This window comes from Citrobacter sp. Cpo147 (assembly GCF_030332405.1).
In the GTDB taxonomy this organism is placed as follows: domain Bacteria; phylum Pseudomonadota; class Gammaproteobacteria; order Enterobacterales; family Enterobacteriaceae; genus Citrobacter; species Citrobacter portucalensis.
On the sequence record NZ_JAOWHX010000029.1, the window covers coordinates 126779 to 144374 of the forward strand.

The 17596-nt window shown below is 49.6% G+C and carries 17 protein-coding genes, 1 other RNA gene and 1 pseudogene; 11 read left to right on the plus strand and 8 right to left on the minus strand.

Annotated elements, in window-relative coordinates; translation table 11 throughout:
- The first annotated feature begins 33 nt into the window (after positions 1 to 33).
- From rsmI to OGY06_RS01630, 3 genes and pseudogenes are all read left to right on the plus strand, one after another.
- Entirely contained in the window at positions 34 to 897 is an 864-nt protein-coding gene (rsmI, locus tag OGY06_RS01620; RefSeq protein ID WP_003024942.1) for a 16S rRNA (cytidine(1402)-2'-O)-methyltransferase, read from the plus strand.
- A 2-nt stretch (positions 898 to 899) separates the two neighbouring features.
- Positions 900 to 1013, plus strand: a pseudogene (locus OGY06_RS23255) (Fic family protein); the annotation flags it as partial.
- Between the two features lie 52 nt (positions 1014 to 1065).
- Positions 1066 to 1263, plus strand: coding sequence for a winged helix-turn-helix transcriptional regulator (locus tag OGY06_RS01630; RefSeq protein WP_032934188.1), 198 nt, complete (start codon positions 1066 to 1068; stop codon positions 1261 to 1263).
- Here OGY06_RS01630 and OGY06_RS01635 read toward each other — a convergent pair.
- The 8 genes from OGY06_RS01635 to garD all read right to left on the minus strand — a co-directional run bounded on the left by OGY06_RS01635 (position 1260) and on the right by garD (position 9413).
- Complete coding sequence (locus OGY06_RS01635; RefSeq protein WP_003828620.1) at positions 1260 to 2033, minus strand: DeoR/GlpR family DNA-binding transcription regulator; 774 nt, start codon at positions 2031 to 2033, stop codon at positions 1260 to 1262. The two genes, OGY06_RS01630 and OGY06_RS01635, sit on opposite strands and share 4 nt — an antisense overlap.
- Before the next feature lie 111 nt (positions 2034 to 2144).
- Positions 2145 to 3188 carry a galactitol-1-phosphate 5-dehydrogenase gene (gene gatD / locus OGY06_RS01640; protein WP_063941602.1) on the minus strand — a complete coding sequence of 348 codons (1044 nt, stop codon included), beginning with the start codon at positions 3186 to 3188 and terminating at the stop codon, positions 2145 to 2147.
- A 44-nt stretch (positions 3189 to 3232) separates the two neighbouring features.
- On the minus strand, positions 3233 to 4606 hold the full coding sequence (locus OGY06_RS01645) for a galactitol-specific PTS transporter subunit IIC (RefSeq protein ID WP_003828618.1): 1374 nt from the start codon (positions 4604 to 4606) through the stop codon (positions 3233 to 3235).
- Between the two features lie 4 nt (positions 4607 to 4610).
- Positions 4611 to 4895, minus strand: coding sequence for a PTS galactitol transporter subunit IIB (gatB, locus tag OGY06_RS01650; RefSeq protein ID WP_003828616.1), 285 nt, complete (start codon positions 4893 to 4895; stop codon positions 4611 to 4613).
- Between the two features lie 29 nt (positions 4896 to 4924).
- Positions 4925 to 5389: a PTS galactitol transporter subunit IIA gene (gene gatA / locus OGY06_RS01655; protein WP_003828615.1), complete on the minus strand. Its 465-nt coding sequence runs from the start codon at positions 5387 to 5389 to the stop codon at positions 4925 to 4927.
- 14 nt (positions 5390 to 5403) lie between these two features.
- Positions 5404 to 6675: a tagatose-bisphosphate aldolase subunit GatZ gene (gene gatZ, locus OGY06_RS01660; RefSeq protein WP_003828612.1), complete on the minus strand. Its 1272-nt coding sequence runs from the start codon at positions 6673 to 6675 to the stop codon at positions 5404 to 5406.
- 133 nt (positions 6676 to 6808) lie between these two features.
- Entirely contained in the window at positions 6809 to 7663 is an 855-nt protein-coding gene (locus tag OGY06_RS01665; protein ID WP_286604510.1) for a tagatose bisphosphate family class II aldolase, read from the minus strand.
- A 178-nt stretch (positions 7664 to 7841) separates the two neighbouring features.
- The gene (gene garD, locus OGY06_RS01670; RefSeq protein ID WP_126317350.1) at positions 7842 to 9413 is read right to left on the minus strand and encodes a galactarate dehydratase; all 1572 of its coding nucleotides are present in this window, start codon (positions 9411 to 9413) and stop codon (positions 7842 to 7844) included.
- A 405-nt stretch (positions 9414 to 9818) separates the two neighbouring features.
- On the opposite strand from garD, the gene garP reads away from it, so the two are divergent.
- From garP to tdcB, 8 genes are all read left to right on the plus strand, one after another.
- Positions 9819 to 11153 carry a galactarate/glucarate/glycerate transporter GarP gene (garP, locus tag OGY06_RS01675; protein WP_003828604.1) on the plus strand — a complete coding sequence of 445 codons (1335 nt, stop codon included), beginning with the start codon at positions 9819 to 9821 and terminating at the stop codon, positions 11151 to 11153.
- Between the two features lie 15 nt (positions 11154 to 11168).
- Positions 11169 to 11939 (plus strand): 2-dehydro-3-deoxyglucarate aldolase, encoded by a 771-nt coding sequence (garL, locus tag OGY06_RS01680; RefSeq protein WP_008785889.1) that lies wholly within the window; start codon positions 11169 to 11171, stop codon positions 11937 to 11939.
- Positions 11940 to 11969: 30 nt separating this feature from the next.
- The gene (gene garR, locus OGY06_RS01685; protein ID WP_003828600.1) at positions 11970 to 12860 is read left to right on the plus strand and encodes a 2-hydroxy-3-oxopropionate reductase; all 891 of its coding nucleotides are present in this window, start codon (positions 11970 to 11972) and stop codon (positions 12858 to 12860) included.
- Positions 12861 to 12925: 65 nt separating this feature from the next.
- The gene (gene garK, locus OGY06_RS01690) at positions 12926 to 14071 is read left to right on the plus strand and encodes a glycerate 2-kinase (RefSeq protein WP_032934186.1); all 1146 of its coding nucleotides are present in this window, start codon (positions 12926 to 12928) and stop codon (positions 14069 to 14071) included.
- Between the two features lie 32 nt (positions 14072 to 14103).
- Positions 14104 to 14480, plus strand: an RNA gene (gene rnpB, locus OGY06_RS01695) — RNase P RNA component class A.
- Positions 14481 to 14528: 48 nt separating this feature from the next.
- Entirely contained in the window at positions 14529 to 14897 is a 369-nt protein-coding gene (locus tag OGY06_RS01700; protein WP_206160146.1) for a hypothetical protein, read from the plus strand.
- A 656-nt stretch (positions 14898 to 15553) separates the two neighbouring features.
- On the plus strand, positions 15554 to 16492 hold the full coding sequence (gene tdcA, locus OGY06_RS01705; RefSeq protein WP_126956990.1) for a transcriptional regulator TdcA: 939 nt from the start codon (positions 15554 to 15556) through the stop codon (positions 16490 to 16492).
- 98 nt (positions 16493 to 16590) lie between these two features.
- Positions 16591 to 17580: a bifunctional threonine ammonia-lyase/L-serine ammonia-lyase TdcB gene (gene tdcB, locus OGY06_RS01710; RefSeq protein ID WP_003828594.1), complete on the plus strand. Its 990-nt coding sequence runs from the start codon at positions 16591 to 16593 to the stop codon at positions 17578 to 17580.
- Positions 17581 to 17596: the final 16 nt, after the last annotated feature.

Below are 17596 nucleotides of genomic sequence, written 5' to 3' on the forward strand. Positions count from 1 at the left end.
GCTCAATATTAAATCGGCAATACGGACGACACAATGAAACAACACGAATCGGCGGATAATTCTCAAGGCCAACTCTTTATTGTACCTACTCCTATAGGAAATTTGGCTGATATTACCCAACGAGCGCTCGAAGTTTTACAAGCCGTTGATTTGATTGCCGCTGAAGACACTCGTCATACAGGATTATTGTTACAACACTTCGCGATTAACGCGCGTCTGTTCGCGCTACATGACCACAACGAGCAGCAAAAGGCCGAAACGCTGGTCGCGAAGCTCAAAGAAGGACAAAACATTGCGCTGGTTTCCGATGCCGGAACGCCGCTGATTAACGATCCTGGCTACCATCTGGTGCGTACCTGTCGCGAAGCGGGGATCCGCGTTGTTCCTCTGCCTGGTCCTTGTGCGGCGATTGCTGCCCTGAGCGCTGCAGGCCTGCCTTCAGACCGTTTTTGCTATGAAGGATTTCTGCCTGCCAAATCGAAAGGGCGTCGTGATGCGATGAAAGCTATTGAGGCCGAGCCGCGTACGCTTATTTTTTATGAATCTACCCACCGCTTGCTGGATAGCCTGGAAGACATGGTTGCCGTGTGGGGCGAATCCCGTTACGTGGTGCTGGCGCGCGAGCTGACCAAAACCTGGGAAACTATTCACGGTGCACCGGTCGGTGAATTGCTGGCGTGGGTCAAGGAAGATGAAAACCGTCGTAAAGGTGAAATGGTGCTGATTGTCGAAGGGCATAAAGCGCAGGAAGACGACCTTCCTGCCGATGCGCTGCGTACGTTGGCCTTATTGCAGGCAGAACTGCCGCTGAAAAAGGCCGCCGCGCTGGCTGCTGAAATCCATGGCGTGAAAAAAAATGCGTTGTATAAGCACGCGCTGGAACAACAGGGAGAGTAAAAGTGAGCACCTACCAACCGCCTTTCGTGGTCACTCCATTGATCCTCATCCAGGTCATTGAAATTGGTGAGTTGATGGGGCATTGGGCTGCGATGGCTGGTAGGGCATCTCCTCTTTATCTCTGCTTTGCAGGAGGGATTGGGAAAACCATCAGCCTTGTCGGAAGAAATGTCGGCTGATTTACTGGATATAGACAAACGCATTCTACAAATATTGTCGAATCAGCCGAGCAGATCCGCCAAAGGTATCGCTAATGAGTGTGAAATCTCAGTCCGGACCGTAGAACGCTATCTGAAAGCGTTGCAGCTAAAAGGTAAACTGCAACGCGTTGGCGCGACAAAAGGGGAGATGTGGCGGGTAATTTAAACGACCAGCAGTTCAACGCCTGTTTTGGCCAGCGCTGATTTATCCTGTTTGCTGATACTGTCGTCGGTTATTACGCAGTTAATCTTTTCCATTGGCAGCACCTGATTAAAACCACGTCGATTAAATTTTGTCGCGTCCAGTACGGCAATGACCTTATGTGCTGCCGCCGCCATCACGCTACTAATCGAATAACCTTCGTTGAAGGTCGTAATACCGTTAGTAGCATCAATCCCGTCAGCGCCCACGAACATCAGGTCAGCGCTTATTCCTTGTAGGGAACGTTCAGCGATAGTGCCATGCATTGAATGCGTTTTGTGGCGCACAGTGCCGCCGCAGACGACCAGCGTAATGTCTTTGTTTTCCGATAACGTGAACGCGGCAGGCAGGCTATTGGTAATAACGGTGATATTACTTTTTCGGTTTAGCGCTTCAGCAATCAATAAGGTGGTGCTTCCGCTATCCAGAATTACGGTCATTCCTTCCTCAACCATTGCCGTTGCGGCCTGGGCAATCCGTTTTTTGGGATCGCTGGCAAGCTGATACCGATCTTCTAATAACACTTCCTGATTGTCACCTTCAGCCAGATGGCTTCCTGGTTTTGCCGCACCGCCGTGAAAACGGGTGACCAGACCCTTCTCTTCTAATAACCGTAGGTCGGCGCGAATGGTTACTTCAGAAATACCAAAGGTATTCGAAAGGTCCATTACCAGTACGCTGCCTTGCGTGTTAATCAGGTCGACAATTTTATTCCTTCTCTCAAATGAGTTCATATTGATTTGCCTGATAATTTAATTATCACTAGTTTAATCGAAGGATTGCGAAAGGTGAACGCCAAATTTCGAAAGTAAATGTGAGCCAGCGCAGGTTGCTGGCTCATGGGTTCAGGATAGTTTGAGTAGAATTTTTCCTTGCATCGGCGCGCCGTGGAGTGACTTGACGGTGCTGGCAAAGCTTTCGGCATCGCCAGTGTGAGCAATTAACGGCTCAAGCTGTAAGCGTTTTTCCGTCAATAAACGGGCAGCGGTTTCCCACTCTTCTCCAGGCCATGGGCTGGAATAGTTCATCCAACTGCCAAGAATGGTTAATTCTTTACGTAATATTTGCCCAAAGACACCTGAAGCAAGCGTCAGATCGTGATGCAATGTGCCGACTAACGCTAGTTGAGCACGAGGGCCTGCAATCTCAATCGACAGCGTCACAGTTTGCGGGGTTCCCGCTGTTTCCAGCACGAGTTGGTCAAACTGAATATTTTCCAGGCCCGCGTGGATCTCAGCCGCACTCATCTCACGACTATTAAACACATGGGTTGCCCCCAGTTCTTTTGCTAATGCCAGCTTTTGCGGGTTGATATCAATCGCCGTGATACTTTTTGCACCGAGTTCACGGGCACATTGCATTGCCAGCAAACCGATAGTACCAGCACCAACGATAATCACATTTTTCCCTTCGCATCCCTGAGCCAGATGAAAAGCATGCAGACCGACGGTAATCGGTTCAATGAATGCGCCATCATCAATCGGCATATCTGAAGGCAGGTGGAACAGGTTGGCGCGTTTTACAACCACATATTCTGCGTTCCCGCCTTCGCTTCGTGAACCGACAAACTGATATTGTTTACATAACGAGAAGTATCCCCGCTCGCACTGAGGGCAATGAAAGCAGGGAAGCAGCGGTACGCAGGCCACGGCATCACCGGGTTGTAAGTCGGTTACGCTTGCGCCGTAGGACTCAACATAACCACTGAACTCATGCCCGAGCGTGATTGGATAATAGTGCGCACCATGATTGAAGATACGGGGAATGTCTGAGCCGCAAAGCCCTGAACTGACCACTTTGACCAATACATCTTCATCAGTTTGCAGTTGTGGTATGGGACGTTCTTCAACGCGTACGTCGCCCTCAGCGTGAATAACCACTGATTTCATAAGTGTCTCCAGAAATGTGAAGGGGAGCAAATGCTCCCCAGAAATTAAGATGCGGTCTGGCTTTCCGTTATGGCTGCCGCTTTTTCAGCCGCCACGAAATTACGTGCCCGACGCCAGGTCAGCAATACACCCAACAGGTAAATAGCAGCGATGATGATGAAGCCCACCACGTTCTGCCAGGTGAAGAGCTGGATTAGCAGCCAGGTGATTGGGGAGCCGCCCTGATCCATTGAGGCCACCATGCCACCGGCTTTCAATGCGCCTGCATTAGCGGCAAGCTGGGTATGTAAACCAATAGTTTGTGTGGCTATCCACAGGGTGATACCCATAATGATGACGCCAGAGATCAGCGTGCGGAACAGGTTCCCCTGATGAACGGCTACCGCCATGGCGACAAAGAAACCAATGGTCGCGAGATCGCCGAATGGCAGAACCTGGTTTCCGGGTACCAGAACAGCAATCAGAATGGTCAGCGGGATAAAGATTAGACTGGCGGAAACCACCGACGTATGGCCGAGCAGTAGTGCAGGATCCAGACCGATTAAGAACTCCTGTCCGCCAAATTTTGCCTGCAGGCGTTTACGGGCATGTTTAGCAATAGGAGTCAGGCCATCCATAATCGGTTTAATGACACGCGGCATGAGCAACATAACGGCAGCCGTTTTCACCGCCAGTTGCAGCACAGCTTTAACGTCATATCCAGCCAGCATGCCGATCACTAATCCCATCACAAAACCGACGGTTACAGGTTCGCCGAAGGGTCCGAAGCGTTTTTGGACATCATCCGCGCTGAAATGAATGCGGTTCAGTCCGGGGATTTTTTCAATGATCGTATCAACCAGGACAGCTATCGGGCCCAGGTATGCCGAGGAACCGTGTGGAATGGCAATGCCTTCCAGGCCAAAAAAGTCGCGCGTGTCTTTGGCAAACCAGTCACCCAGTTTATAGACGAAGGCGGCATGAACAACCACGCCGAGAATGCCCAGCCAGTATGAGCCGGTCGCCAGATGCAACATGGCACCGGTAAATGTCATATGCCAGATATTCCAGATGTCGACGTTCACCACACGGGTCATGCGGGTAACCAGCATCAGGATATTCACCCCAATGGCGACTGGAATCGCAATTAACGCAATTTGCGAAGCCCAGGTCATTGGTGATGAGCCAGGCCAACCGACATCGATGACATGCAGGTTGATTTGAAATTGTTCTGCCATTGCTTTTGCGGCAGGGCCAATAGAGTCCAGCATCAGGCCGATCACCAGACCGATACCGACGAAGCCAATCCCGATATGCAAACCTGATTTAAAACAATCCCCGAGCTTCATTCCCAGCAATTTTGAGAAGATGATGATCACTAACGGCAGCATAACCGTTGGACCTAAGTCCAGGATATAACGCATTATTTCGCTAAACATGGCGTTACCCCACGAGGATAGTCAGTATTTTTTGCTGTAATGCTTCGATACCCACACCTGAAACAAAAGGCATGCCGTGGACCACTGGGATATCGCCAAACGTACGGTCAACGCGGGCGGTGGTACAGATAAGATCCGCTCCATCCATATAGGTTTCGATTTCTGTTACCCGACATTGAACCAGGTCGAGTTGGATATTGTTGGCTTCACAGAGTTCTTTAATTTCTTCTGCCGCCATTGTTGAAGTTGCTACAGCACCGCCACAGGCCACAATTACTTTACGTTTCATAGGGTATTCCTTTTATTATCAGTTTTTTATCAAGCCTGTGCGCAGGGCTCAGACTCAAGGATTTTTTCCCGAAAGAGCATGGCCAGTTCTGCATCAGGCGCATTCAGCAATGCTTCAATGGTGTTCGGGTTTTGTAGCTCACTAAACAGACGACGCAGGAGCTTCAGCTGCGCAGTCGGGTTCTCAACGATTAAGGCGATAATTAAAGAGACGGCTATCTCTTCGTCATCATCTGCTTGTTGAAAGTTGACCGGTGTATCCGGGCGAATCAGATAGATAGCAGGGGATATCGCATGCACAGCTTCACAATGTGGAATCGCAACGGCATGACGTTCCAGCGCTATTCCGGTTGGAAAAGTTGCTTCACGCTCAATCAGGGCCTGCGGATAGCTTTCATACACGACCCCTTTGGCCAGCATCTCCTCCCCAATATGTGTCAGCGCATGCTGACACGAGCTAAAGTTAATTCCTGTTCGAACAAAAAGTTGGCTCATATATTCTCCAGATTTCAGGCAATTACTGGTGCGCAACCAAAGCGATAGGCGCGCAGAACGTCCTGGATTTTGTCGATAATCAGATTGTGTGGTGTGGCGGTTAACGTCCCTTCAGTCAGGCGTTCAAATTGCACGGGCATAAACTGGCTAATGAGTCCCAGTGGTAAAGCGATGTCATTAAGGTTGGTGATTAATTTCTCTACACTTTGACGAATGCGGGGATGCGGCCAGTAGTAACGAATACGGTCGGAGAGGCTGAAGTGAATATCGACCATCGCCTGGCTCCAGGTTGGGCGATAATATTTTTTCCAGTAGTCCGGTTCATTCAACATTACTTCGTCAATTACTTCCAGAACCCGGCTCCGTTGTTCTGGGGAGATCAGTTCATTTTCCATTTGCGCAAGAGCAAAAATAGCTTCGCGCAGGGCAAAGGTGAGTGCCGGACCCACTTTCAATATTGCATAGTGATCGCGTACCAGAGCACGGTATGCCTGGCGGGTTTGATAATCGGTAGAATGCGCTTCGTAGACCATTGGTGTCTCTTTTATCCAGGCGGATAGCGCTTCTGCTGCTTGTGGTTGGTAGTGAATGATTTGGGTGTGATCGAACTCGACGCCGGGTTGAACCACAATGGCGATTACACGAGTTAACGCCTCTTCAAGCCCTAATGCGCGGAAGGCAACCTGATGGGTTTCCAGTGTCCGGGCGGCATCTTCTTCGCGTGTGACATGAACGGTGCCAATGGTGCTGGCTTCTCCGCCTGGTACGGGAACTTCTGTTCCAATAACGTAAGTCAGATGGTGTTTCTGTTCTTCGGTTGCCGTTGTTTCTGCGGCCTGGCAAAGTACGGCTGCTCGCTGGGCAACAACCATTGGATCTAACGGCGTTGGGTCGTCAGCACAGGACATCGAAGCATCAAGATGGATTTTGCTGAACCCTGCGGCAACGTAAGCTTTGATTAAGGCTACGGATTTTTCCATCGCTTCTGCCGCAGGTTCGTTTTGCCAGCAGTTAGGGCCGAGATGATCGCCACCCAGAATCAGCCTTTCGCGAGGAAAACCAACCGCTTGTGCGATGCTATAGACAAAGTCACGGAAATCAGCGGGTTTCATCCCGGTATAACCACCAAACTGATTAACCTGATTAGAGGTCGCTTCGATTAGAACTTTCGTGTTCGTATTGAGATCAAAACGTAATGCAGATTCAATAACCAGCGGATGGGCTGAACAAACAGAACAAATACCTAAATGCTCACCTGCTTTATGACGAGAGATTATTTCTTTCACTTCTATCTCCGATATCTTTTGTTTATCTTCATAATATTTTTGGATTGAAGGCAAAGGGTAAAAGCATCTTTCGTGATCCAGCTTTAAAAACAGACCTTTGTCAGAACCCGTACAATTCGAATTAATTAATCAATTACAACTTTCCTTCGCAGCCGCAGTCGGCAATCACCCTACGTACTACCTCTTTCATGGCCGCTTTTGCTGGCATCATGTAATGCCGTGGGTCGTTCGCATCGGTATGTGCGCTCAGGTAGGTTTTGAGTGCGCCAGCAAAGGCGATTTTAAGTTCGGTAGCGACGTTAACTTTGCAGACCCCTAAGGAGATTGCGCGCTTAATATCATGTGTAGGCAGGCCAGATGCGCCATGTAAAACCAGTGGGATATCAACGTGCTGACGAATCTCGGCTAGTCGATCGAAATCCAGTTTAGGTTCAGCGTTATACAGACCATGAGCTGTGCCAATCGCGACAGCCAGTGAGTCGATACCCGTTTTTTCCACGAACTCCCGAGCCTGTTCTGGGTGGGTATATAGCGCGTCTTTTCCGTCCACGATCAGGTCATCTTCTTGCCCACCCAGCCGTCCCAGCTCAGCTTCAACGCTAACGTCATAGCGGTGGCAGTAGTCTGTTACGTGTTTAACTAATGCAATGTTGTCGGCAAACGGCAGATGGGAACCATCGATCATCACGGAGCGAATGCCTGTAGCGACTTTCGCTTCAATATCGGTGGCGCTTTCATGGTGATCGAGATGGATGGCGAGAGGATGGTTCCAGCTTCTTGCCAGTTCACTGGCGATTGCAACGATGTTACCGACCCCGGCATAACTAAAAGTGCCAGGTGTGCCGGCGACGATCAACGGAGAGCGTAGTTCGGCTGCTGTTTCCACGACAACCTGTAAGGTCTCCAGGTTGTGAATGTTAAACGCCGGTACGGCATAGCCTTCTTGCTGCGCCTTCTTCAGCATCATTTTGCTTGAGATGATAAACATACTTCCTCCGAAGTCTTTCGATTTCTTTCTTCGAAATAAAGTATAGGGTTTCGTAACGTTTTTTTGTGATTTTGATCTGATAAATGAAAGTTTCGAAAGAAATGGGAGGTTTACGAAAGGTTGCGGCGAAAAAAAAGCATGCCCGAAGGCATGCTCATTAAGAAAATACGGTAGATAATCAGGTCACTGGCGCCGGGTTAAACACCGCCAGCTGGTTATGCAGTCCCCACTGGTCCGAGAAGGTTTTCTTACGCCCGCTGGCGACGTCGAGAATAAATTCGAACAGTTTCAGACCCACATCTTCAATGGTTTCTTCTCCGGTGGCGATGGTACCTGCGTTAATGTCCATCAGGTCAAACCAACGGTTGGCCAGCTCGGTGCGTGTCGCCATTTTAATCACCGGCACGGCCATCAGGCCATACGGCGTACCGCGACCAGTGGTGAACACCTGCACGGTGATCCCGGAAGCGACCTGCTGTGTACCGCAAACAAAATCACTGGCGGGGGTTGCAGCGTAAATCAGGCCACGTTTGGTTGGACGCTGACCCGGCGACAATACTTCGACAATCGCGCTCTTGCCAGACTTGGCAATCGAACCTAGCGCCTTTTCCACCACGTTTGCCAGACCGCCTTTCTTGTTGCCCGGAGAAGGGTTGGCACTGCGATCCGTTTTGCCCATATCAAGGTAGTTATCGTACCAGGCCATCTCTTCGAGCAGGCGTTTACCGACTTCTTCGTTAATCGCACGTGGGGTCAGAAGGTGGATGGCATCGCGCACTTCTGTTACTTCAGAGAACATTACGGTCGCGCCGCAGCGTACTAACAGGTCGGAGGCATAACCCACCGCCGGGTTGGCCGTCACGCCGGAAAACGCATCGCTACCGCCGCACTGCATGCCGACCACCAGTTCTGAAGCCGGGCAAGTTTCACGTTGGCGCTGATTGAGCTTTGCCAGATGATGTTCGGCCACTTGCAGAATATCGGTGACCATTGATTGAAAGCCGACGTGCTTTTCATCCTGTAGGCTGACGACGCTGGCGCTGTCGACCGGAATACTTTTCACATCGTGCGTGCCTTCCAGCAGCCGCTCAGGCTGCAGTTTTTCGCAACCGAGGCCGATGACCATCACTTCACCGCCAAAGTTCGGATTTAGCGCAATATTGTGAATGGTACGAATCGGCACGATGGCGGCTGGAGCATTGATCGCCACGCCGCAGCCGTACAGATGATTGAGCCCCACCACGCCGTCAACGTTCGGGTATTTAGGCAGCAGATCGCGCTCAATGATTTTCACCACATAATCCACCACACCCGCCACGCAGTGCACACTGGTGGAAATGCCGAGTAGATTTTTGGTGCCGACGCTACCGTCAGCATTGCGGTAACCTTCAAAGGTATAACCCTCAAGAGGCGGCAGCGGCTCTGGCACTTTAGTTGCCAGCGGCAGCGTCTCCAGCGGCGGGGCTTTGGGCAGCTCAACCATTGATTCATCAATCCAGCTGCCACGTGGGATATGGCGAACGGCATAGCCTATCACTTCGCCATAGCGCACGATTTCGCCATGAACAGGAATATCCAATAGCGCCACTTTATGACCCTGGGGAATATGTTCAATGAGTTCCAGTCCGTCCGGAAAACGCGTTCCGGCTTTCAGACCATTGTCATTGACAATTATCGCCACATTATCTGTTTCGTGAACTTTAATATAAAACGCCGTTGGCGATTCTTGTCTGATTTCGATGTCGGCCATTGTCCAGTATTCTCCAACAAGGTGGTGATAATAGTGTGGATATTTATATTTTGAATCTAATTGTAAGTAATAAAGATTCGGTATCGTGAAATAAGAATGTCAGGAGTTTAACGTGAAGAATGTGATGATGATCACTTAAACTCAGCAAGGCCGCGTCGCCGAGGGTAGCAATACGTAAATGTGTGCATTAGCGCCCAGGCATGTGTGCATATGCCCAAAACATTAATTAAATAACGCTAGTTTAATGAGCGTTTGAACAATGATTAACGTTGTGTTGATGATTATACTAAATCACGGTTTCATAACGCCTGATAAATTATTATCTATTTCTATTATCGGTAATTTATCACGAGAAATACCCACAAAATAATAATAAAAACCTTTTATGTGCCCGAGGTAAATAGAATGATATTGGATACAGTTGTCGAGAAAAAGAAAGGTACGCACACCCGTTATTTAATATTGCTGATAATATTTATTGTTACAGCCGTTAACTATGCGGACCGTGCGACGCTGTCTATTGCCGGAACTGAAGTGGCGAAAGAGTTACATCTCAGCGCCATCTCAATGGGTTACATTTTCTCCGCCTTCGGCTGGGCTTACCTGTTGATGCAAATCCCCGGCGGCTGGCTGCTGGATAAATTCGGCTCTAAGAAAGTCTACACCTACAGTTTGTTCTTCTGGTCACTGTTTACCTTCCTGCAGGGCTTTGTGGACATGTTCCCGCTGGCCTGGGCGGGTATTTCAATGTTCATCATGCGCTTTATGCTGGGCTTCTCGGAAGCGCCATCCTTCCCGGCTAATGCCCGTATCGTGGCGGCCTGGTTCCCAACGAAAGAGCGCGGTACGGCATCTGCGATTTTTAACTCTGCACAGTATTTCTCCCTGGCGCTGTTTTCCCCGCTGCTGGGCTGGCTGACCTTCGCCTGGGGCTGGGAGCACGTCTTTACCGTAATGGGCGTGATTGGTTTTGTGCTTACCGGACTGTGGGTAAAGTTTATTCATAACCCAACCGATCACCCGCGCATGTCGCAAGAAGAGTTGAAGTTTATCTCTGAAAACGGCGCGGTCGTGGATATGGACCATAAAAAGCCGGGCGATGTGAAGTCAGGTGGTCCTAAACTGCATTATATCAAGCAGTTGCTCACGAACCGTATGATGCTTGGTGTGTTCTTTGGCCAGTATTTTATCAACACAATTACCTGGTTTTTTCTCACCTGGTTCCCGATTTACCTGGTTCAGGAAAAAGGTATGTCGATCCTGAAAGTGGGCATGGTGGCTTCGATTCCGGCACTGTGCGGGTTTTTCGGTGGCGTGCTCGGCGGCGTGTTCTCTGATTATCTGATTAAACGTGGTTTCAGCATTACCCTGGCGCGTAAGCTGCCGATAGTGCTCGGCATGTTGCTCGCATCGACCATTATTCTGTGTAACTACACCGATAATACCGCTCTTGTGGTGGCGCTGATGGCGCTGGCTTTCTTCGGTAAAGGTTTCGGCGCGCTGGGTTGGCCGGTGATTTCCGATACCGCGCCGAAAGAGATTGTCGGTCTGTGCGGTGGGGTATTTAACGTATTTGGCAACGTGGCTTCCATCGTCACCCCGCTGGTGATTGGGTATCTGGTGAGCGAGCTGCACTCATTTAATGCTGCGCTGATGTTTGTAGGGTGCTCGGCGCTGATGGCAATGGTTTGCTACCTGTTTATTGTCGGTGACATTAAACGTATGGAATTGCAGAAATAAACAAAGGTATAGGCGATGAATAACACGATTTTCCCGAATAAGTTTAAAGCGGCCCTCGCGGCGCAACAAATTCAGATTGGCTGCTGGTCTGCATTGGCCAGCCCAATCAGTACCGAAGTTTTAGGTCTGGCAGGTTTTGACTGGCTGGTACTGGATGGCGAACATGCGCCGAATGATATCTCGACGTTTATTCCGCAATTAATGGCGCTGAAAGGCAGCGACAGCGCGGCGGTAGTGCGTGTACCAACCAACGAGCCAGTGATTATCAAGCGCCTGCTGGATATCGGGTTTTACAACTTCCTGATCCCGTTCGTTGAGACGGAAGAAGAAGCGGTTAACGCTGTGGCGTCGACCCGCTATCCGCCGGAAGGTATTCGTGGCGTGTCCGTATCCCATCGCGCCAATATGTTTGGCACCGTACCGGACTACTTTGCGCAGTCGAATAAGAACATCACCATCATCGTGCAGATCGAAAGTCAGCAGGGCGTTGATAACGTTGACGCAATCGCGGCGACAGAAGGCGTTGACGGTGTCTTCGTCGGACCAAGCGATCTGGCCGCGGCGCTAGGCCACCTCGGCAATGCGTCACATCCTGATGTGCAGAAAGCTATCCAGCACATTTTTGCCCGCGCGAAAGCACACGGCAAACCAAGCGGCATTCTGGCCCCGGTAGAGGCGGATGCGCGTCGTTATCTGGAGTGGGGCGCGACGTTTGTTGCCGTTGGCAGCGACCTTGGCGTGTTCCGTTCAGCCACGCAGAAACTGGCTGATTCTTTTAAGAAATAACCACCATCGACAGTAGAGAGAGATAAAGACATGACAATGAAAGTTGGTTTTATTGGCCTCGGTATTATGGGTAAACCAATGAGTAAAAACCTCCTCAAGGCAGGTTACTCGCTGGTGGTTGCTGACCGTAACCCGGAATCCATTGCGGAAGTAATTGCCGCAGGCGCTGAAACCGCCGCCACGGCGAAAGATATCGCTGAGCAGTGTGATGTGATCATCACCATGCTGCCGAACTCTCCGCATGTTAAGGAAGTGGCACTGGGTGAAGGCGGCATTATTGAAGGGGCGAAACCGGGCACAGTGCTTATCGACATGAGCTCCATCGCGCCGTTAGCCAGCCGTGAAATTAGCGATGCGCTGAAAGCGAAAGGCGTGGATATGCTGGATGCGCCGGTCAGCGGCGGCGAGCCAAAAGCGATTGACGGCACGTTGTCGGTGATGGTCGGCGGTGATAAAGCGATTTTCGACAAGTACTACGATCTGCTGAAAGCGATGGCAGGCTCCGTGGTGCATACCGGTGAAATTGGCGCGGGTAATGTCACCAAGCTGGCGAATCAGGTGATTGTGGCGCTGAACATTGCCGCGATGTCTGAAGCGCTGACGCTGGCGACCAAAGCGGGTGTGAATCCTGACCTGGTGTATCAGGCGATCCGTGGCGGGCTGGCAGGCAGCACCGTGCTGGATGCGAAAGCGCCGATGGTGATGGATCGCAACTTTAAACCAGGTTTCCGTATTGACCTGCATATCAAAGACCTGGCGAACGCGCTGGATACCTCTCATGGCGTTGGCGCTCAGTTGCCGCTGACTGCTGCAGTCATGGAGATGATGCAGGCGCTACGTGCAGATGGATTGGGTACAGCCGATCACAGTGCGCTCGCATGCTACTACGAAAAACTGGCGAAAGTGGAAGTCACTCGCTAACAAGAAGGGCGCGGATGCGCGCCCTGTATTTCTTGCCTTGCGCGGCACTGTCAGGCTACATAACTATGAAAATCGTAATTGCCCCAGACTCTTATAAAGAAAGCCTTTCTGCCACCGAGGTAGCTCAGGCAATAGAAAAAGGATTTCGGGAAATTTTCCCCGATGCGCAATATGTTTCTGTTCCGGTTGCCGATGGCGGCGAAGGAACGGTCGAAGCCATGATTGCCGCGACGCAAGGGAGTGAACATTCAGCGCAAGTAACGGGGCCGCTGGGCGAAAAAGTGAATGCCTGCTGGGGCATGTCTGGAGATGGTAAAACCGCGTTTATCGAAATGGCGGCAGCCAGCGGTCTGGCGTTGGTGCCTCCTGAAAAGCGCAACCCTTTAGTCACTACGTCACGCGGTACCGGAGAGCTGATTTTGCAGGCGCTGGATAGCGGTGCGCAGAGCATCATTATTGGCATCGGCGGCAGTGCGACCAACGACGGTGGCGCGGGTATGGTGCAGGCACTGGGGGCAAAACTTTGCGACGCCAACGGGACAGAGATTGGCTACGGTGGTGGAAGCCTGATGAGTCTGAACTCCATCGATATCTCGGGTCTGGATCCGCGCTTAAAAACCTGTTCCATTCGCGTGGCCTGCGATGTGACTAATCCTCTCATCGGCGATTCTGGCGCTTCGCGCATTTTTGGCCCGCAGAAAGGGGCGACGGAAGAACGCATTCTCGAACTGGACCGTAATCTGTCTCATTATGCCGACATCATTAAAAAATCGCTGCGGGTCGATGTGAAAGATGTGCCAGGCTCCGGTGCGGCAGGCGGAATGGGCGCGGCGTTAATGGCTTTTTTAGGCGCCGAGCTGCGCAGCGGTATCGAGATTGTGACCCAGGCGCTCAATCTGGAAGAGCATATTCACGACTGTACGCTGGTGGTGACCGGCGAAGGGCGGATCGACAGCCAGAGCATTCACGGCAAAGTGCCGGTAGGCGTGGCAAATGTCGCGAAGAAGTACCACAAACCGGTTATTGGTATTGGTGGTAGCCTGACGCGCGATGTGGAGGTAGTGCATCAATATGGTATCGATGCGGTGTTTAGCGTATTGACCAGCATCAGCACGCTGGAAGAGGCCTTCCGTGGGGCATTTGATAATATTTATCGCGCCTCAAGAAACATCGCTGCCACGTTAGCGATAGGAATGCGCAGTGCGGGGTGACATTGCCCCGCAAACCCTCTATACTGCGCGCCGAAGCTGACCAGACAGTCGCCGCTTCGTCGTCGTCCTCTTCGGGGGAGACGGGCGGAGGGGAGGAAAGTCCGGGCTCCATAGGGCAGGGTGCCAGGTAACGCCTGGGGGGGAAACCCACGACCAGTGCAACAGAGAGCAAACCGCCGATGGCCCACGCAAGTGGGATCAGGTAAGGGTGAAAGGGTGCGGTAAGAGCGCACCGCGCGGCTGGTAACAGTCCGTGGCACGGTAAACTCCACCCGGAGCAAGGCCAAATAGGGGTTCACAAGGTACGGCCCGTACTGAACCCGGGTAGGCTGCTTGAGCCAGTGAGCGATTGCTGGCCTAGATGAATGACTGTCCACGACAGAACCCGGCTTATCGGTCAGCTTCACTCTTTATAAAACCCCGCTTCGGCGGGGTTTTTGCTTTCAGGGTAAGCCAGATGAATGACTGTCCACGACGCTATGCTCAAAAGAACGCGGCTTATCGTTCAGCTTCACTCTTTATAAAACCCCGCTTCGGCGGGGTTTTTGCTTTCAGGGTAAGCCAGATGAATGACTGTCCACGACGCTATGCTCAAAAGAACGCGGCTTATCGGTCAGCTTCACTCTTTATAAAACCTCACTTCGGTGAGGTTTTTGCTTTCTGGGCGGTTGCCATGCCTGATGGCGCTGTGCTTATCAGGCCTACTGGGGGAGAGACTGGTTTTGTAGGCCGGATAAGGTGTTTACACCGCCATCCGGCAGAGGTTTTACAGCGAGCATTGAGATTGGTTTTCGAGGATGCAGGCGCTTATTTCCTTCTTATCTAATTTTTATATCCCTATTATTTATGCACCGAATTTCTTTTATCTGAGGGGAATGTGTCGGTGGATATTTCTAATTTTGTGACGACCAACACAAAACGCTGCGCGATACGTTTTTATCGAGAATAATCGAACGCAATCGATCTCCATCACAAAATTACTTGCTAATAAATTGCACAAAATCAGTGTTAATATAATGTTGCATATGATAATTGTTTGTATTTTTTAGATTGAATTTTAATAAATGTAATGTTTCTTTATAAACAAGTATGGCGAAAAAATGTGATGCATAACGTTATTTAATCACCATAATCATTAAAATATAATTAAATTTGATAAGTTGTTTATTAAATTTAAGCGCCATCTTGCCTGATAATTGTTCTGTAATTGATTGAAATATAGCCTTTCATGGTTTTAAAAAATAGTGGAAAAAATGGAGGTGTTATAGCCATAAAAAATCGTTATCCCCCCATCTTTTTTTGATTAAAGTCAGGATAAAGCGAGATCGATAATTCATATCTATATGATTATTAAGTGATTTAAATTTTAACGATAGTCTTACAAAATGTAAGTCAAGGGGATTTGTGAGGGGTAGCACATATCCTTGTTCGCTTAATTTGGTACACTTCCTGCCGTCAACAAAGTAATTAACGCAGGTCGATATGAATACTATTACACTCCCTAAAACACAGCACTTAGTGGTCTTTCAGGAAGTCATTAGAAGCGGTTCTATCGGCTCAGCTGCAAAAGAATTAGGTTTAACTCAACCCGCTGTCAGTAAAATCATCAATGATGTTGAGGCTTATTTTGGTATTGAGTTGGTAGTACGTAAAAATACTGGTGTGACATTGACTCAGGCAGGTCAGGTGATGCTCTCATGGTCTGAATCTATTACCCGTGAAATGAAAAACATGGTTGATGAGATGAACAGCATGACGAGCAACGCGGTCGTTGATGTGTCGTTTGGCTTTCCTTCACTGATTGCCTTCACCATCATGTCCGGCATGATTAAGAAATTCAAAGAAGTGTTCCCGAAGGCGCAGGTTTCTATGTATGAAGCTCAGCTCTCCTCCTTCTTACCGGCGATTCGTGACGGACGTCTGGATTTCGCCATCGGTACGCTGAGTGATGAGATGAAACTGTATGATCTGCACGTTGAGCCGCTCTTTGAGTCAGACTTTATCCTGGTTGCCAGCAAGTCCCGAACATGCACCGGCATCACCTCGCTGAGCGCGTTGAAAAACGAACAGTGGGTGTTGCCACAAACGAATATGGGGTACTACAGCGAACTTCTTACCACGTTACAGAATAATGGCATCAGCAGTGAAAACATCGTTAAAACAGACTCTGTCGTTACGATTTATAATCTTGTTCTCAATGCTGATTTCTTAACAGTAATTCCCTGCGATATGACCACACCGTTTGGCTCAAACCAGTTTATTACTATCCCGGTAGAAGAAACTTTACCCGTCGCGCGTTATGCCGCCGTGTGGTCGAAAAATTATCGAATTAAAAAAGCAGCATCTATTTTGGTGGAATTAGCCAAAGAGTATTCATCATATAATTGTCGGAGACGAAGGCAATTAATTGAAATTGATTAAAAATTGAATTTTTTTTAACACGAAATAAACGCCATCTGTCTATATCTGACAATGGTCACGGCTATCTATTTACTTTAATACCCAGGTAAGAGGTTCTAATGCACATTACATACGATCTCCCAGTTGCAATTGAAGATATCCTCGAAGCGAAAAAAAGACTTGCGGGGAAAATTTATAAAACGGGAATGCCTCGCTCTAACTATTTTAGTGAACGTTGCAAAGGGGAAATTTTCCTCAAATTTGAAAACATGCAGCGTACCGGTTCATTTAAAATCCGTGGTGCTTTTAACAAGCTCAGTTCATTAACCGAAGCTGAAAGATGTAAGGGCGTGGTGGCTTGCTCTGCAGGTAACCATGCGCAAGGCGTTTCTCTCTCCTGCGCTATGCTCGGAATCGACGGCAAAGTGGTGATGCCGAAAGGCGCACCGAAGTCTAAAGTAGCGGCAACCTGCGATTATTCTGCAGAAGTTGTACTGCACGGCGACAACTTCAACGACACCATCGCTAAGGTTAGCGAGATTGTGGAAACTGAAGGCCGTATCTTTATTCCACCCTATGATGACCCGAAAGTTATTGCTGGTCAGGGCACTATTGGTCTGGAAATTCTGGAAGATCTGTACGATGTCGATAACGTGATTGTGCCAATTGGCGGTGGCGGACTGATTGCTGGTATTGCGGTGGCAATTAAATCTATTAACCCGACCATTAAAATTATTGGCGTGCAGTCTGAAAACGTTCACGGCATGGCGGCTTCTTTCCACGCTGGAGAAATAACCACGCACCGAACGACCGGCACCCTGGCGGATGGTTGTGATGTTTCCCGCCCGGGTACTTTAACGTATGAAATTGTTCGTGAGTTGGTGGATGACATTGTCCTGGTCAGCGAAGACGAAATTCGCAACAGCATGGTGGCATTAATTCAGCGAAATAAAGTTGTGACTGAAGGTGCCGGCGCGCTGGCATGCGCAGCATTATTAAGCGGGAAATTAGATAGCTATATCCAGAACAGAAAAACAGTCAGCATTATTTCTGGCGGTAATATCGACCTTTCTCGTGTATCTCAAATTACTGGTTTAGTTGACGCTTAATATACTTCGTTGAGGA

Excerpts from the sequence above, each read along its gene's own strand:
- rsmI (WP_003024942.1), top strand. The coding sequence starts at position 34 with ATGAAACAACACGAATCGGCGGATAATTCTCAAGGCCAACTCTTTATT.
- OGY06_RS01630 (WP_032934188.1), top strand. The coding sequence starts at position 1,066 with ATGTCGGCTGATTTACTGGATATAGACAAACGCATTCTACAAATATTG.
- OGY06_RS01635 (WP_003828620.1), bottom strand. The coding sequence starts at position 2,033 with ATGAACTCATTTGAGAGAAGGAATAAAATTGTCGACCTGATTAACACG.
- gatD (WP_063941602.1), bottom strand. The coding sequence starts at position 3,188 with ATGAAATCAGTGGTTATTCACGCTGAGGGCGACGTACGCGTTGAAGAA.
- OGY06_RS01645 (WP_003828618.1), bottom strand. The coding sequence starts at position 4,606 with ATGTTTAGCGAAATAATGCGTTATATCCTGGACTTAGGTCCAACGGTT.
- gatB (WP_003828616.1), bottom strand. The coding sequence starts at position 4,895 with ATGAAACGTAAAGTAATTGTGGCCTGTGGCGGTGCTGTAGCAACTTCA.
- gatA (WP_003828615.1), bottom strand. The coding sequence starts at position 5,389 with ATGAGCCAACTTTTTGTTCGAACAGGAATTAACTTTAGCTCGTGTCAG.
- OGY06_RS01665 (WP_286604510.1), bottom strand. The coding sequence starts at position 7,663 with ATGTTTATCATCTCAAGCAAAATGATGCTGAAGAAGGCGCAGCAAGAA.
- garD (WP_126317350.1), bottom strand. The coding sequence starts at position 9,413 with ATGGCCGACATCGAAATCAGACAAGAATCGCCAACGGCGTTTTATATT.
- garP (WP_003828604.1), top strand. The coding sequence starts at position 9,819 with ATGATATTGGATACAGTTGTCGAGAAAAAGAAAGGTACGCACACCCGT.
- garL (WP_008785889.1), top strand. The coding sequence starts at position 11,169 with ATGAATAACACGATTTTCCCGAATAAGTTTAAAGCGGCCCTCGCGGCG.
- garR (WP_003828600.1), top strand. The coding sequence starts at position 11,970 with ATGACAATGAAAGTTGGTTTTATTGGCCTCGGTATTATGGGTAAACCA.
- garK (WP_032934186.1), top strand. The coding sequence starts at position 12,926 with ATGAAAATCGTAATTGCCCCAGACTCTTATAAAGAAAGCCTTTCTGCC.
- OGY06_RS01700 (WP_206160146.1), top strand. The coding sequence starts at position 14,529 with ATGAATGACTGTCCACGACGCTATGCTCAAAAGAACGCGGCTTATCGT.
- tdcA (WP_126956990.1), top strand. The coding sequence starts at position 15,554 with ATGAATACTATTACACTCCCTAAAACACAGCACTTAGTGGTCTTTCAG.
- tdcB (WP_003828594.1), top strand. The coding sequence starts at position 16,591 with ATGCACATTACATACGATCTCCCAGTTGCAATTGAAGATATCCTCGAA.